At 26.0% G+C, this 16,132-nt stretch carries 19 protein-coding genes and 1 pseudogene; 10 read left to right on the top strand and 10 right to left on the bottom strand.

All coding sequences use genetic code 11. The features are described 5' to 3' along the window. Positions 1-7: 7 nt before the first annotated feature. From X275_RS01035 to X275_RS01015, 6 genes are all read left to right on the top strand, one after another. Positions 8-409, top strand: coding sequence for a type II toxin-antitoxin system RelE/ParE family toxin (locus X275_RS01035; protein ID WP_052913479.1), 402 nt, complete (start codon positions 8-10; stop codon positions 407-409). Between the two features lie 12 nt (positions 410-421). Continuing rightward, entirely contained in the window at positions 422-1,024 is a 603-nt protein-coding gene (locus X275_RS01030) for a hypothetical protein (protein ID WP_047267131.1), read from the top strand. Continuing rightward, positions 984-1,442 (top strand): hypothetical protein, encoded by a 459-nt coding sequence (locus X275_RS01025; protein ID WP_047267130.1) that lies wholly within the window; start codon positions 984-986, stop codon positions 1,440-1,442. Before X275_RS01030 ends, X275_RS01025 begins: the two co-directional genes overlap by 41 nt. Positions 1,443-1,527: 85 nt before the next feature. Further along, positions 1,528-1,890, top strand: a complete 363-nt coding sequence (locus X275_RS01020; RefSeq protein ID WP_047267129.1) for a type II toxin-antitoxin system RnlB family antitoxin — start codon at positions 1,528-1,530, stop codon at positions 1,888-1,890. A 137-nt stretch (positions 1,891-2,027) separates the two neighbouring features. Continuing rightward, on the top strand, positions 2,028-2,201 hold the full coding sequence (locus X275_RS11460) for a hypothetical protein (RefSeq protein ID WP_156168633.1): 174 nt from the start codon (positions 2,028-2,030) through the stop codon (positions 2,199-2,201). Continuing rightward, entirely contained in the window at positions 2,198-3,652 is a 1,455-nt protein-coding gene (locus tag X275_RS01015; RefSeq protein WP_047267128.1) for a recombinase family protein, read from the top strand. The genes X275_RS11460 and X275_RS01015 overlap by 4 nt, the downstream gene beginning before the upstream one ends. Positions 3,653-3,991: 339 nt before the next feature. Here X275_RS01015 and X275_RS01010 read toward each other — a convergent pair whose 3' ends face one another. The 4 genes from X275_RS01010 to pcp all read right to left on the bottom strand — a co-directional run bounded on the left by X275_RS01010 (position 3,992) and on the right by pcp (position 6,680). Further along, positions 3,992-4,273 carry a hypothetical protein gene (locus X275_RS01010; RefSeq protein WP_047267127.1) on the bottom strand — a complete coding sequence of 94 codons (282 nt, stop codon included), beginning with the start codon at positions 4,271-4,273 and terminating at the stop codon, positions 3,992-3,994. Continuing rightward, on the bottom strand, positions 4,258-4,803 hold the full coding sequence (locus X275_RS01005) for a hypothetical protein (RefSeq protein ID WP_047267126.1): 546 nt from the start codon (positions 4,801-4,803) through the stop codon (positions 4,258-4,260). Before X275_RS01005 ends, X275_RS01010 begins: the two co-directional genes overlap by 16 nt. A gap of 300 nt (positions 4,804-5,103) precedes the next feature. After that, positions 5,104-6,003, bottom strand: a complete 900-nt coding sequence (locus tag X275_RS01000) for a histone deacetylase family protein (RefSeq protein ID WP_047267125.1) — start codon at positions 6,001-6,003, stop codon at positions 5,104-5,106. Positions 6,004-6,068: 65 nt separating this feature from the next. Next, positions 6,069-6,680, bottom strand: a complete 612-nt coding sequence (gene pcp / locus X275_RS00995) for a pyroglutamyl-peptidase I (RefSeq protein ID WP_047267124.1) — start codon at positions 6,678-6,680, stop codon at positions 6,069-6,071. A 182-nt stretch (positions 6,681-6,862) separates the two neighbouring features. On the opposite strand from pcp, the gene X275_RS00990 reads away from it, so the two are divergent. Next, positions 6,863-7,303: an OsmC family protein gene (locus X275_RS00990; RefSeq protein WP_047267123.1), complete on the top strand. Its 441-nt coding sequence runs from the start codon at positions 6,863-6,865 to the stop codon at positions 7,301-7,303. Positions 7,304-7,338: 35 nt separating this feature from the next. On the opposite strand, the gene X275_RS00985 is transcribed toward X275_RS00990, so the two are convergent. Next, the gene (locus X275_RS00985; RefSeq protein WP_047267122.1) at positions 7,339-8,319 is read right to left on the bottom strand and encodes a dipeptidase; all 981 of its coding nucleotides are present in this window, start codon (positions 8,317-8,319) and stop codon (positions 7,339-7,341) included. A 2-nt stretch (positions 8,320-8,321) separates the two neighbouring features. After that, the gene (locus tag X275_RS00980) at positions 8,322-11,300 is read right to left on the bottom strand and encodes an alpha-mannosidase (RefSeq protein WP_047267121.1); all 2,979 of its coding nucleotides are present in this window, start codon (positions 11,298-11,300) and stop codon (positions 8,322-8,324) included. Positions 11,301-11,504: 204 nt separating this feature from the next. Here X275_RS00980 and X275_RS00975 point away from each other — a divergent pair. Then, a pseudogene (locus tag X275_RS00975) lies at positions 11,505-12,484 on the top strand (2-hydroxyacid dehydrogenase). A gap of 75 nt (positions 12,485-12,559) precedes the next feature. Here the strand turns inward: X275_RS00975 and X275_RS00970 are convergent. Next, positions 12,560-12,844, bottom strand: coding sequence for a PfkB family carbohydrate kinase (locus tag X275_RS00970; RefSeq protein ID WP_047267186.1), 285 nt, complete (start codon positions 12,842-12,844; stop codon positions 12,560-12,562). Between the two features lie 369 nt (positions 12,845-13,213). Here X275_RS00970 and X275_RS11880 point away from each other — a divergent pair, with 369 nt between their 5' ends. After that, positions 13,214-13,447: a DUF4258 domain-containing protein gene (locus tag X275_RS11880; RefSeq protein WP_084825070.1), complete on the top strand. Its 234-nt coding sequence runs from the start codon at positions 13,214-13,216 to the stop codon at positions 13,445-13,447. A 48-nt stretch (positions 13,448-13,495) separates the two neighbouring features. After that, positions 13,496-13,888 carry a helix-turn-helix domain-containing protein gene (locus tag X275_RS00965; RefSeq protein ID WP_197072570.1) on the top strand — a complete coding sequence of 131 codons (393 nt, stop codon included), beginning with the start codon at positions 13,496-13,498 and terminating at the stop codon, positions 13,886-13,888. A gap of 367 nt (positions 13,889-14,255) precedes the next feature. Here the strand turns inward: X275_RS00965 and X275_RS00960 are convergent, their stop codons facing one another. The 3 genes from X275_RS00960 to X275_RS00950 form a co-directional block, all read right to left on the bottom strand. Continuing rightward, positions 14,256-14,540, bottom strand: a complete 285-nt coding sequence (locus tag X275_RS00960) for a helix-turn-helix domain-containing protein (RefSeq protein WP_047267120.1) — start codon at positions 14,538-14,540, stop codon at positions 14,256-14,258. Next, on the bottom strand, positions 14,537-14,914 hold the full coding sequence (locus X275_RS00955; RefSeq protein ID WP_052913476.1) for a type II toxin-antitoxin system RelE/ParE family toxin: 378 nt from the start codon (positions 14,912-14,914) through the stop codon (positions 14,537-14,539). Before X275_RS00955 ends, X275_RS00960 begins: the two co-directional genes overlap by 4 nt. Before the next feature lie 802 nt (positions 14,915-15,716). After that, positions 15,717-16,132: PD-(D/E)XK nuclease domain-containing protein (locus X275_RS00950; RefSeq protein ID WP_047267119.1), on the bottom strand; the 416-nt coding region annotated here is incomplete at its 5' end.

Raw genomic sequence — 16,132 nt, 5'->3', positions numbered from 1 at the left:
GGGAGATATGGAAAAAGATAGATTCAATGAAAAATTTGTATGTTTATCTCAAGAAAATTTAAAAGCCGAAATATTGAGTATAGAAAAACATATACCTTTATTCAAAAATGATATAAAAAAAATAAAAGATAAAAATATTTTATTAAGAATATTATGGGTTATGTTCGAAATAGAAGATGATTACACAAAAGGGGCAATGAAAAAATCTGATTTAAGAGGGATTAGAACTTATAAATTTTATATTGATACTATTTATTATAGATTAGCTTACTATGCCGTAGAAGATAAAAAAGACATAAGTATAGTTTTTTTATCTATAGAAAAGCGTGAAGATATTTATGATAAGTTAAAAATTTATTTTTCTAAAAAAAAGACCCTATTAAAGGAAATAAAAAAGTACGGATTATAAGGAGGAATTTTTATGCTTAGATTTGATCAACTAATCAGTATTTTTTCTGAACTTAATCCTAACAATAAAGAAATCCTTTATAATTTTCTTGTTTCTCAATTTTCTAAAAGAGAAGATGAAGAAAGTAAAGCGTTTGTTGAATTGTTAAAAGAAGCAGAAGAAGATTTAATGGATTATGATATTGAAGTAAAAAGTTATGAAAAAAAGCCTTTATATTTCACGCAAGATGAAATAGCAACAATGATAGGAAAAACCAAAAGACAGGTTCAAAGAATCATTAAAGAGTTAGGCATTAAACCTATTAATCCTAATAGAAGACCTGCATATTATGATTTGAATTTTTTTAAAGACTTATATATTCCGCATATTAAATCTGAAAAGAATGGAAAATACTTAGATTTTTCTTTTGGTTACCCAATAGAAAACGAATTGCCTGTTATAGCAGAATTAATTACATCTATTTCCTCCAGAAAAGAAATAAAAGATGAAAATGAATTTTACGATGAAAATTATTTTATGATTTTAGAACATAATTCTAATTCAAATGAATTTGATCAAAAAGGAGGATTAGAAAATGAAGAATATAAATTTTTCAAATATCCAATTAATTTCTGAAAGAATTAAAAATTTTTCATTTACTTTTGATGATGCATTAATTAAAACTCCTGAAACTTCACAAAAAATAATAATTAACGCTTTTCAAAATTTTAAAGAAAAAAAAGAAAAGAAACCATATAGTTGTATATTAGGTTTAAACATAAAATTTGTTATAAAGACCGGAAGAAAAATTCTACTAAAATTAGAAACAACAATTGAAGGGGAATTTATAGGTAATCCAAATATGCCTGAAAAAGATTTTAGAATTTTGGTGATTAGATCAGGTATTTTAAATCTAATACAAATAGCTAGAGCTAAAATTGTATCTATAAGTTCACAATTTGGGTTTTCAAAACCAATATATATACCTTTAGTAAATATAAAATCATTTATAAAAGAAGAGGAAAATAAAGCTTTAAAAAATTTAGAAGAATAATTATTAAAAGCAGGCAAAAGCATTAAATTATTTATAATAATTAACAGTCTAAATTTGTATCAATAACGGCCTGAGGAGTGATATTATGGAACCGTTCAAAATAAAAAAAATTAAAAATAAAAAGTATGAATATTTGATTTTATCGATTTCGTATATTAATCCTTTTAAAGAACTTGATAAAATAGAAAAAAAATTAAAAATGAAAGATTATAAAGGTTATGTTTTATTTGACCTTTATTTATCTCATGCTAATAATGATTACAGATTTGCAGAAGGATTTTTTGATGGCGAAAAATTTGTAAAATCTAAATTTAAATGGTTATCAGAAATTGATGAAAGTATAAAGAAAATATCCCATGAGTTTTTTTATGCTCATCCAAATTACATCGATAATAGTTTATTATCATCAGTTGAGAAATTTTATCTAAAAGAAAAAATGTTTATATAAGAGAAATCGTTCCATTATGGAACGATTTTTTTATTTCATAAAATAACAAAAATTCAGTATAATATAAATAATTATACAATCAAACCATAATCTAATGCATCCCTTTAATGAAAATATATTAAAATATTCCTGAGGTGATGCAAATGATAGTAATTAAATTACTTGTAACTGAAGAAGACTTAGACTTATTAAAAGATTTTGGATTTATTTTCTGGGATGAACGAAAACTTACACAAGAAGAACTTTATAATTATTATAAGTTTTTGCTTTCATTGCAGAAGGTTTCTAAGGAGGGAAGCGAAGAATCATGAAAAAAGCTACTGCTTATGCAAGAGTTTCGACTACCGAACAATCAAAAACAAGTATCGATGGGCAATTAGATACTATAAGAAATTTTGCAAAATTTAATGATATAAAAATAATTGAAGAATTTTGGGATAAAGAGTCTGGAGGTAAAATGTCAAGACCTAATTTTGATATTATGATCGAAAATGCTTTTGCTGGAAAATATGATCTCATACTTGTTGAAAAAATAGATAGATTCGCAAGGGAAGACATTGAAGCTACTTTATTAATAAAACAATTGGAAGACGCTGGAATATTCGTTATGTCTGTTTTAGAACCTGCTGATGTTACAACTCCATCTGGAAGGTTTCAAAGATGGATTATGCTTGGATTTGGAAAATTAGAAAGAGAAATAATCGCTGACAGAACAAAAAGAAGAATGAGAGATACTGCAAAACGCGGATATTGGATGGGAGGAATTCCACCGTATGGTTATAAAACTGTAGAAGTAAAAGATAACGAAGGAAGAATAAGAAAGAAATTAGAAATAATTGAAGAAGAAGCAAAAGTAATAAGAAAAATTTTTGAATTGCATGCAGATGGAAAGGGTTTATCTGCAATTGCAGAATTTTTAAACAATAATAATATTTCTACCAGAAAAGGGAAACCATGGGCTAAAACTACAATTTATGACTTATTAAAAAACAAAAAATATATCGGAATATATGAATATGGAAAAGGTACTAAAAGAAATCATCATTCCAAAAATAGTAAACCTTTAATTATAGAAAATGTGATTCCACCTATTATTGACAAAGAATTGTGGGAAAAATCAAAAAAACAATTTAGAACTCCTGTAAGAATTTCTATGATCAGAAATTATTTATTACGTGGTAAAATTTTTTGTGCTGAATGTGGAGCTCCTCTTGTTGGAAATGGTGGAAAGAAAACTATGTATGTTTGTTCTAATTGGAAAAGCAGAAAAGGTGATCACTATGTTGGAATATCAAAAAACAAAATTGAAAAGCATGTGTTTCTATATTTAAAACATTTATTAATCGATAATAGACCTAATTTCAAACAGATAGCTAATACATTTAATTATCTATACAAAACAAAAAAACAATCAAAAAATAGAAAGATTGAATATATAAAAAATACATTAGAAGAAAAATATGAACAAAGAAAAAATATAATAAACGCAATAAAAAAAGGAGTAATGATTGAAACATTAACTCAAGAAGCTAAACAAATAGAAAGAGAAATCAAAGAACTTAATTTACAACTTGAAAAATTAATGCAAAATGTATATTTTGAAATTACTGAAGAAGAATTAGAACATAGATGGAATAATTTAACTGAGATGATTCTTAGTGATGACGAAGATACACTAAAAGAATTATATGATCTTTTAATAGAAAAGATAGAAGTTGCAAGTGACGGATATATCAAGATTATAGATAAAGATATATTATGACATGTATAATCCATACTTGTATGGAAAGGTTCGGCTTCCCGTGGGGCTACCAGTCGATATAAGTAAAAACACTTACTGAACAATCTGCCCTCATAGATCGAGGGCAGTTTTTATTTTTCAAACATATTTTTACTATCTTCCTTAACCAAAATTTAATACTATTCAAAACATTGATGTATTAAACATTTTATTTTTTTGGTACATCTTTCAATTGTAATCACGTCCACCGTTCACTTGACAAATACATCCAAAAATATTTTTGTAATAAAAAAAGGAGCCTCTAAGGCTCCTATCAGTTTTATCTATTAATAAAAAAACCGCTCATTTGAGCGGTTTTTGTTATATTCTCTCTAAATATTTTAGTTCTTTTTTGTCCATATCAGAAAGACCTGATAATATCCGAATTATATTTTTCTGCTCTTTTCTTAAAATATGATCTGTTTCTTTGATTATTTTTTTAACTTCCTTTCTTATATGAGGATCATCTATTTTTTTTAGTTTTTTTATTGCCATTTTACGAAAATGGGCTGCATCTTCAGCATAATATGGATCATCTTCATAATCAGTTATTGCCGAATTATACCTATAAGCGTATATCAAAGCATCTATTTTCTTTTCCATAATAACACCCACTTTTTTAATTTCTTTTTTAAAGATTTATCCTCTCTAGGAAATGCTGATTTTATATTCCCAAACAAAACATTTACGATTACAATAAAATTCTTTGAATTTGGCATATTTTCTATGTATTTAGATATTTCCTTCTCAGAATACACTTTTACTATATTAAGTACTGCAACACGACTTTCTTTGAATTGCTCTGCATTAATTATACCATATATATTTCCAAATTTCAACGTATCTTTAACCATTTCATTATAGCTTGCTTTACTTTTAAAATTATATTTATCTTTATATCTACGTTTCACATAATGATAAGTGAGTAAATCAACTTTCTCACCTATTTTATATTCTGGATTTTCAATATCTACAACCTTTTTAAAACTTTTATCCCAATCTACTTTATCCAAATATTTTTCTAAAGCATCTCCTTCTTCTTGAGTTAGATTTTTCTTTTTTTTAATTTTTTCTAATAAAAATTCGTTTCGTTGCTTATCTGTCATTTCGTCAAATAGAATCCTATCACTCATATTATCGTCCTTTTTTTAACTTTTTTATCAATTATACCATAATCTTCCAGAACTTTTTCGTCAAAAACTAATGATTAAAATCAAAAATATAATTATACATTATATATTTTTGCACTTACATTCCAATATAGATGATTAAAAACATCACCTGAGTTTGACACTTATATTCCAAAACAAAGTTTAAAAATCTAAAATATTCAAATAATTCTAAAACGAACCACTATTTACTTGACAAATACATACTTCGTTTTTCTCTTATTTTTGAAAACCCTATTATACAATAAATCTATTATTAACATATTATTTTATATTTTTCTCAAAAATTTCCACAATTAATTTCCACAACTCTGCTGTTTTTGGAAAGTAAAATCCACCACCTCCTAACAATATCACAGGAAAGTTGTTTTTCTTTGCGCATCTTGATAATATTGTAGAAATAGATTTATAGAATCTCTCACTCAAATCTATCGAAGACATTGGATCATACTTATAACCATCAACTCCCATTTGTATTAACAGCATATCTGGTTTAAAAAAACGGATTTCATTTGGTATTTGAGATAAAACTTTAGTCATAATATCTTGCTCTGTCATTCCTGGAAATATTGGAATATTTAAATTAGTTGTAGTATTTTCTCTTTCATAACCACTTATATATGGATATTGGGTTTCTGGATGTTGATGAATGGAAATAGTATATACCGTATTATCCTTTAAAAAAGCTCGTTGAGTCCCATCACCATGATGAACATCCCAATCTATAATCATAATCTTTTTGTATCCCAAATTTTGTGCATGCTTTGCTCCAATAACTACATCATTAAAAATACAAAAACCTCTTGCTTCATTTTCAAAAGCATGATGCCAACCTCCACACAAATTAACAGAAATTTTATTATTTTCTGAAATAGATTCTATTGCTGTTAATGTTGCACCAACAGATAATAATGCCGGAAAATACTTATCTTTTATCGGGGTTTCAACACTTCCACCCCTATTATTTTTTATACTATTTATATATTCTTTTGTATGAAATAATGCAATTTCTTCTTCTAAGGCATATCTTGGTTCAACAATTTTAAATTCAAATTTAGATTTTAAAAGTTTTTCTACACCATTCTTACATCTTATGCTTCTTAATGGATGACTTATTCCAAAATCATATTCTAAAAGTCTGTCATTCCAAACAATATTAACCATTATCTGCACCTCCAACTTTACTATACACAATTATTATAATCATTAAATTTATATCCTCTTTATCATTATTTATAGTGTCTTATTGAGATTTCAATAATTTTCTCCAACGCTTTTACAATATTTTCCAAAGACATACTTGGCATATTTTTCTTATCAATTACTTGTTCAGGCAAATACGGCACATGTATAAATCCCCCTAAAGTTCTCTTAAAATCCTTATGAATATAATACATTAGTCCATACAGCAGATGATTACAAACAAATGTTCCTGCTGTATTGGAAATTTCTGCAGGAATACCTATACTTTTAACTCCTTTTACAATTTCTTTTATTGGCAAATTAGAAAAATATGCATTCTCTCCATCAAAAAAAATTGGTTTATCTTCGGGTTTATTTCCTTCATTATCTTCTATTCTGGCATCATCAATATTTATTGCAACTCTTTCTATTGATATATGCGCTCTCCCTCTAGCTTGACCGACACAAATAACAATATCTGGCTGTATTTCGCACATTTTACTTCTCAATATTTCTATAGATTTATAAAAAACCGTTGGAATTTCCATTTTTACTATTTCTGTATCCATTATTTTATCTGGTAATCTTTTTACAGCTTTAAAGGATGGATTTATCTTTTCTCCTCCAAATGGATCAAAACCTGTAACTAATACTTTCATTTTTTCATCTCCTCTTATTACATATATATACAATATATTATAACACTAAAAATTGAACATTATTAAATAATTATTACACATGTCTACTTTATAATTGTTATAATTTTCACGTACAATTGTAAACTATATATTGTATAATTAAATTAGATAAAAAGTATCCTATTTAACCTGGAGGTGAGATTATGGCATTTTTAAATTTTAAAATCAAATCAGAAAGTGAAAATCCAACCAAAACAATAGTTAAAGCAAGAAGTTTTGAAATGATTATAGATGAACCAGAAAGTCTTGGTGGAAAAGATGAAGGTGCAAATCCTGTAGAATATCTTTTAGCAGCATTTGCTGGTTGTTTAAACGTCGTTGGCCATTTAGTAGCAAAAGAGATGGGATTTAAATTAAGAAAAATGGAAATTAATATCGACGGAGACTTAAACCCTGCAAAATTTTTAGGAAAACCTTCTGAAGATCGAACAGGTTATACTAAAATTAACGTTTCCTTTATCCTTGAAACTGATGCTAATGAAGAAACATTAAAAGAATGGCTGAAAAAAGTTGAAAAAAGATGTCCAGTTTCAGATAATCTATCAAATCCAACACCAATTAAATTTAACATTAAAACGTTTTAAAAAGGATAAGGCTTTGAGCCTTATCTCTTTTTTATTTAATCATCAAAAACACTTTTATAAACTCTTAAAAAATTTTTTCCTAAAATCAATTTTATTTCATTATCATTATATCCATGTTTTTCTAAAACTTCTATAAATAAACTTAACTCATGATGACCATTTAAGGAATCTTTGTGAAAATTTCTAAACATATCACAAAAATCAAATCCAATGCCTACATATTCAACACCAACCAAATTAGATATATAGTCAACATGTTTAACTAAACCCTCTGCATTGTTCTCTTCATCTTTATCAGAAACAAAAGAACCACTTCCATTTATACCAATAACACCTTTTGTTTTTGCAATTGCCTTTATCTGATCATCTGTTAAATTTCTCATAGATGGATATATATTTCTAACATTAGAATGAGAAGCTATAATTGGTTTTGTAGAAAATTCAATAACATCCCAAAAACCTTCATCATTTAAATGACTAACATCAACAATTATTCCTAATTTTTCCAATTCTTTTAAAACTTTAACTCCAAAATCTGTTAATCCGCCTTTTTCTCCTTCCAACTTCTCATTAAAAAAACAACCATCAGCTACATAATTTCTTCTACTCCAGACTAACCCTGCAAATCTTACTCCTAACTCATAAAATACTCTTAAAAGATATATATCATTTCCAATTGGTTCTAAACCTTCAAAAGATAGCATTATTCCTAAAATATTATTATCTACAGCATATTTTATATCTTTCAAATTTTTGCATAACATTATTTTTCCATTTGATTCTTCTATCTCTAAATATAAAGAACTAATTTGGTCAAGTGCATTTCTCAAAGCCATTTCTGGAATATATATATCAGGAATAAATAACGAAGAAACTATAATATTAAATCCACCCTTTTTAAATTTTTCATAATGATCTGTTAGTATTACACCTTTTCTACCTTTCTTTCTCTTTTCATACACATCAATTAACAAATCAAAATGGCCATCTATAACAATACTTTTCAACATATTCATCTTTATTCCTCCTCAAAAATTAATGTATATATTTTAAATGGTTTATAATGAAATTTTGAAGATTTTATTTCTTTCAAATTATCCAATAATATATCCGATAAATATGCCTTTTTATAATCGAATTTTACATTAAAATCACATAACCCTCTTTTTCCTTCAACTTCCACTAATCTTATTATTAATCTATTTTTTGCTTTAAAAACAGAAACAACCTTCAATGGTGAAAAATCAATAAACTTATCTACAATTTTTATTTTTTTATTTAAAATTCGAAGAGGCTTATTTAATCTTTCGGATTCAACATATATCTCTTCAAGATTATTTGAATGACTCATAATTGAATATAAAAATTCATGTTTTCCCTCATCTGCTTTTAGATCAGGATAAACTGGACCGTGTATTAATGATAATCCTAAAACATTATAATCAATTGACGCACTATATATTCCATCATTTAAAATAGCTACACCAAAATCCGGCTCAGATATTTCCATCCACCTATGCATATATACTTCAAACATTGCTTTTTCATACGAAGTATTCTTATGAACTGGCCTTGTTATATATCCTCCAGATATATCAAATCTGGCATACCGGGATAATACATCTACAGGAAATAAAACTTTCAATAATTTTTTTCTTAAATTCCAATTAACCACTGTTTTTATATCAATACGCTTTGAATCTTTAACCAATGAAATATATTGCATTATATCAGTTCCATCATATTCATAATACGTTCTTATAACCTTTCTAAAAATTCCATCCTCAACAATTTTTATATCCTTAATTTCTAATTTTTCACCAAAATACTTATAATTATAATCTATATCCCAAGCTCCCCAAGCTAAAGGAACATCATCATAAATCATTAAAATATTCCCTTTATCTTTAAACAAAGACCTTTTCTTTTTTTTATCATAAACTTTTATACCATCTTTCAAAATTTCTATAAAATAATTATTATTTTCAAGATTATATGTTTTATCACTTTTTTTCTTTTGTATATATGGTTTTCCTTTCTCTAATTTTTTATTTGAAAATTTATTTAAAGGCGATATAATATAAAGATATTTACCATCATATGTTTTTTGAGAAGGTAATTTAAACGATTTATCCGTAATAAAATAATTATCACTACTATAATTACTATAATTTACTAATACAGCTTCATTACTAATTTCTAATTCTTCACTTATTATATCCTTACAATTCTCTACTTCCTTTTGTAATGAGGACTCCGATTCTTCATATACTTCTTTAATTGAAGAACCAGGAATAACATCATGAAACTCTCTTGTTAATAAAACCTTCCATGATTTCTCCAATATTTTTGATGATTTATTTTCCAAAGCCAATATATATTCTGTAAAAAATAATTCATCCTCTAACAATTTATGCAATTTCTTTGTTTTTAACTGAGAAAAATGGGTCGCTCTGTGGAATTCAAAATATAATTCATTATCCCAAATAGGTATTTCTTTATTTTTAATATTATCGTTTAAAGTTTCAAAAAATTTACTCCCTGTTGTGGAAATTAAATTCGGAACATATGGTAAATTATTAGTTACTTCAAAATCAATCATATGTGTTTCAGATGGTCCACCACCCCCATCACCATAACCATATGTTAATAATGTCCCATCAAATATATCTCTATTTCTAAAATTATTAAATGTCTTTAATACACATTCTGCATCCAAATGTCCATTATAACCTTCCTTTGGATTATTAAAACTATGATATAAAATTTCACTTCCGTCAATTCCACGCCAATAACATATATCATATGGAAACTCATTTTTTTCATTCCAGGTTAATTTAGTAGTGAAAAAATACTTTACTCCTGCCTGTTTTGCAATTTGAGGCAATATCCATGAAAATCCAAAAACATCTGGTAACCAGCATACATTAGAGTATTTTCCAAACTTTTCTTTAAAAAATTTTTGCGCATAATAAAATTGTCTAATTAGCGATTCAATAGAAGGTATTTTTGTATCAGATTCTACCCACATACCGCCATTTAGATCCCACATACCTTTATCTGAAAGTTTTTTTATCTGATCAAACAGATTAATATCATTTTTTATATCCTCATACATTTGAGGGCTGGATTGTATAAATGTAAAATATGGATACTTTTTAGCAAGTAAAGTTGCATTTGAAAATGTCCTCTTTATCTTTCTTTTAGTTTCTTCAATAGGCCAGAGCCACGCATAATCAATATGCGCATGGCCAACAACATATACATTTCCTATTTTCGGATATTTTTTATGTAATTTTTTTAAATTTATCTCTAAAAAATTCAATGCCTCAGATACATCAATATTCATACCATTGAATTTTTCAAATTTTGGTCTTGACCAGACAGATGAAAGTTGATTATATAAATTTGGTGAGTTATTTATTGCTGAAAGATATTCAGAAGTTTTATGAGGAATATCTATTTTATGAAAGGTTAAATTAACCAAACTGGATAATTCATCATTTAATGAATCATTCTTAGAAATCTCTATTAATTGGGATATTCCTATAAAATATCGTATTAATTTTCTCATACCACGATTTATTTTTATTAAATTTGCTCTTTTAAATATAGTTTTTTTAGATGGGATTCCAAAAAGATTATAAGGAACTGTCTCAGCTTCAAATAAATGTTCTTTACCATCTGCTATAAAAGATAAATCTATTTCTTTATGATATTCATTTATTTCACCATAAGGATTTCCATCTATCTTTATTAATGTTTCACCACCAAACCAGAATTCACCATAATAATCATGTGGTACTTTTAACTTTTTTCTAAAAACAACTGGAAAAGGTTTATATTCCCATTCAAAACCAACACTTACCTCAAAACTTTTTCCACTTTGAAAAAATTCCCAATTATTAATAGGAATAATATCTATATATTGATATGGATAAATATCGTCTATCATTTTTTTTATTCTTAATATTTCATGCTTAATTTTATGATACATAATATCCCCCCTAATAAAAATTTTCACTTAATTTTATTCTTTTCTTATTATAATTATTTTACCACATAAAAATAAATCTTTTTAATTTCGACAAAAAAAGTCGTAATATGATTATAAATCATATGAAAAGTATATTTGCTATAATATGGCTGATTAAAAACATATTATTCTATTATTATTTAATTCAAAAGGGTGAGGATATATATGAAAATTGCTTTTTTTAGTACAAAAAAATATGATATAGAATTTTTTAATCATGCAAATAAAAAGTATAATTTTGACATTAAGTATTTTGAATCAAAATTAAATGAAAAAACTGCTATTTTAGCAAAAGATTATGATGTTGTTTGTGCTTTTGTAAACGACAATCTAAATGAAAATGGAATTAAAATATTTAAAGAAAATGGAATTAAATTAATTGCTTTAAGATCTGCAGGATTTAACCATGTCGATATTTCAGCTGCAAAAAAATATAACATAAAAGTCGTACATGTTCCAAAATATTCACCATATGCTGTTGCAAAACATACAATAGCTTTAATTCTTTCATTAAATAGAAAAATTCATAAATCTTATTTAAGAATAAGAGAAAATAATTTTTCACTCGATGGTTTATTAGGGTTCGATTTGCATGGAAAAATTGTTGGTATTATTGGCACTGGAAAAATCGGAAGAATTACAGCAAATATTTTAAAAGGGTTTGTCATGAAAATTTTAGGATATGACAAATTCCTAAATGATAAATTTATTGGAGAATATGTTGATTTAAATACATTATTTAAAAAATCAGATATTATTTCTTTACACTGTCCTTTAAATAAAGATACATACCATATCATAAATAAAAATACAATTAATTTGATGAAAAAGGGTGTAATGATAATAAACACAAGCCGCGGAGGTTTAATAGATACAAAAGCTGTAATAGATGGATTGAAATCAAAAAAATAGGTTATCTTGGATTAGATGTTTATGAAGAAGAAGAAAATATTTTCTTTGAAGATTTATCAGAAGAAATCATTGATGATGAAACATTTCTTAGACTAACTACATTTCCAAATGTATTAATTACTGGTCATCAAGGTTTTTTTACTCAAGAAGCTTTAACTAATATTGCTGAAACCACATTAGAAAATATTAATAATTTTAAAAATGGGATACTAAATCAAAATATCGTAGTTTAAAAAGGGAATTAACCCACCCTTTTTCTTATGTCCTCTAAAGCTATTAACGCTCCTTTTTTGTACAAATCATTTCTCCTACTTCATTAGCAAACTTAACAATCTTAAAACAATCTTTTTCCCCTTTAGAGAAATATCTACATTATATTCCTTCATCTTATTTACTAGAAAAATACCCAAAGAATCATTTCCTACATTTCCTAAAATCGAACTTTCACCACCTAAAAGAGATACAACAGCAGCAACATTTGCTGGAGCTCCACCAGCTTTTTTTTCAAAACGAACTCCTTTTGATAAATCTTTATTTTTATCCAAACATATAAAATCAATTAACATTTCACCTATAGTCAATACTTTTTTCAAATTACCTCCAACCTCTAAAATATTAACACTTATAACATCGTCTTTTTCATTATCTTTTATTAATAAATAAAATATCTAATTATTTTATCCATCTCGAATATCTTGCAATATTTATATACATTCCAACATGGATAATTAAAACTGTTTCTTTGTTTTTTTATCTATTTTGCACATTTTTATTTTCCTCTTTTTGTTCTTTTTTATTTTACCATTTACACCAACATCATCCATAACACTTATAATCTGAATTTCGCTTGGCTTTATTTCACTTCTTGCAATATTTTCACTCCTTTCAAATATAAAATATTATAAACACATATAAACACTTGATAAAATATATAAAATATTGTATAATAATATTGTTAATAAATCTTTGGAGGTGGTATTATAGATATTGAATTTAGCCTCCACGCCCTACAAAGAGCTGAAGAAAGAGGAATATCTAAGAATGATGTACTTGAAACACTTGAGAATCCAGATATCATCCACCCCGGAAAAGGTAATAAAAGGATTTCAATAAAAACACTTAATTCTAAAATTATCCGTATTGTTTATGTTGAAGAAAATAACAAAAAAATTGTAATAACTGTGACGCTGGGTTAATCCCGGCTCACTTTATATAGAAAAATCGAATTCAAAGGAGGTATGATCATGAGAATGACTTATGAAAAATCAACTGATTCTGCATATATTTATTTTTCAAAGGAGAAAAATAATAAAATAGTTAAAACAATATCTTTAAATGATGATATGACATTCAATGCTGACATTGATGAAAATGGAAATGTTATAGGAATAGAAATTCTCGATTTCAAAGAAACTTATGGATATACTCCTAAAAATATTCAAGTTGAATCTTTAAACGATGCTGATTCTTTAAAAGTTTACACTCCTGCTGAAGTTGCTAAAATATTAAAAGTAAATTCTGATACTGTAAGAAGATACATTAGAACAGGAAAAATTAGAGCTTCTCGAGTTGGAAAAACATATAGAATTACCCAAAAAAACATAGAAGAATTTTTAAATAGTACATTGGTAAAATAAAATGGGGAGAAATTCTCCCCATTATTCCTTATGCAAACTTAATTTGCCCTTCATTATACAATTCTTGAATTATTTCTGATAAAAACTCTTTGAAAGTTTGTTTTCCGTCCAATATAAAACTATCTGGTGCATTTAAATTAATGTAATTATTTATAACTTCAGGGTTTTTCTGATTTTACTTGATAAAAAAACGAATATAACATATATATCGCTTGAATTATAATAAATATCTAGCAATAATAAATCTTTTTGATTTAAATAGTGTAATACTAAAGAGTTTAATAAAAATCTTCAAGTAATTTTAGAAAGAACCATTTTTCAATTGTAATCACGTCCTCCGTTCACTTGACAAATACAATACTCCTCTTTATTTTATTATAACCGTTTTTCCAGCAGCTCTAAGAATTTTGTTTAAAAAATCGACCCTTGGATTAATTATTCCACGCTCAAACCTCGAGAGTGCTTGTTGAGAAATTCCAATTTTGCGAGCAAACTCTTGCTGAGTTAAATTGTTTTTTTTGCGATATTCAATAACTGCAGCTATAACTTGATATTTTAAATCAAGATCATCATACTTTTCTTTTAGTTTTGAATTTCTTTTTAAAGCTTGTTTTTTATATTCGTCAAAATCATACAATTTTACTTTACTCATGTTGATTCCTCCATTTCATTTATTATTCTTTTCATTTTTCTGAAAATAGGATCTAATATAGTTGAACCAAATTTTTGTGTTTTCTTTATATTATAATCGAATAAAATAAATATAACATTATTTTTTATGAAATAAAAAATTCTTAATTGGACGTGAGATTTTATTCTTAGTTCTCTCAAAGAAATGTTTTTATATTTATAACCTTTGATAATTTTAGAATAGGGTGATCCTAGAGATGTACCTAATTTTTTTAATAATTCAAGTGTCCTGAAAATTTCAGCAAGAAGTTCTATATCTTCATTTTTTGAACTATTTTCTAATTTTCTCAAGTATTTTTCTACTTTGGTATCAAATTTGATTTCTATATTTTCCATAATTTCCCTCTTTTTTTATTTATATTATAATTATACATCAAATATGATGTATTGTCAATAAGATTTTTATTTTAAATTTAAATATCCCTCCTTGAAATAAATACCGGCACAACCCTGCATTATTCCGGCATTCCTGCTTTAAAGAGACGGTGCTATTTAAATGTGCTGATCTCTGTAATGTGTTAGTGAGTGCCGGATTTTTTATACTAATCAGAATTATACTAATTTAAATTATTATATTGATTGTTTTTATTTTAAATGAAGAGATGAGAGAGGTGAGGCAAATGAAAAGAAAAGAGTTGAGAAAAGTTAATAAAAAGGGGATTTCCAAAATGTAAAAACAACTACAAGAATGTTAAAAAAAAGGGATTAAGAATTAGAAACAAAATTAGCAAAAAACCATTTTTTCAAAAGAGCTTATGGTTTTAAATCTTTTAAGTATTTATCCATTACTATTTTTTTGGCTTTAGGTAAATTGCCTTTTTCCTAATTACCCACTCTTTTCGTGGGAGAACCGTAATAATACTAAGCAATTCTTTGCTGTTTCGGAAAACTTTCATGAAAAACAAAATTAATATATCACTTGATATATTAATTCAAAGAAACAAAAAAGCCCGGCTCCAAGCCAGGCTTTTTTTATTTTATATTAATTTTTCTGTTTTTATTATTTAACATAATATCCCCATCCCAAAATATTTGTTTTTTATAATTATAACAAATTACTTTATATTTGTCAACCTTTTATTACAATAGTTTTATAATTATAGTTACATTTTATTATTCAACATCTTTTTGAATATTACTATTTAATTTCTTCTACATATTTTGCTTCTTTTCCAACAAAAATAACTATGAATTTTTTTAAGTCTTCTCTTTTATAATCCAATTCATATGATTTCTTGTATTTTTCTATTTGTTCTTTTGCCTGTTTTATTTTTCTTTTTAATTTTTCTTCTGTGTATTCTTTTTGTTTTATGTATTTTACTTCTATTATTGCTTCATATGGCACTTCTTCATACCTTTTGAACATTGCTATGTCTATATACCCATTTTCTACTGGATATTCCATTTTTACCATTGCATATGGCGTTAGTATTAGATAACTATACATTATTGCTTTTATGTATTTTTCATCTAATCCCATGAATATTCTGTTGTCCATTTTGCTTAATAGGTTTTCTATTTCTTTGGCAAAGCTTTTTATTTCTCCATCTGATA

The organism is Marinitoga sp. 1197, from assembly GCF_001021165.1.
Lineage (GTDB): Bacteria > Thermotogota > Thermotogae > Petrotogales > Petrotogaceae > Marinitoga.
Note: the sequence above shows the minus strand (reverse complement) of the source record. Positions and strands in the feature narration are given on the sequence as shown.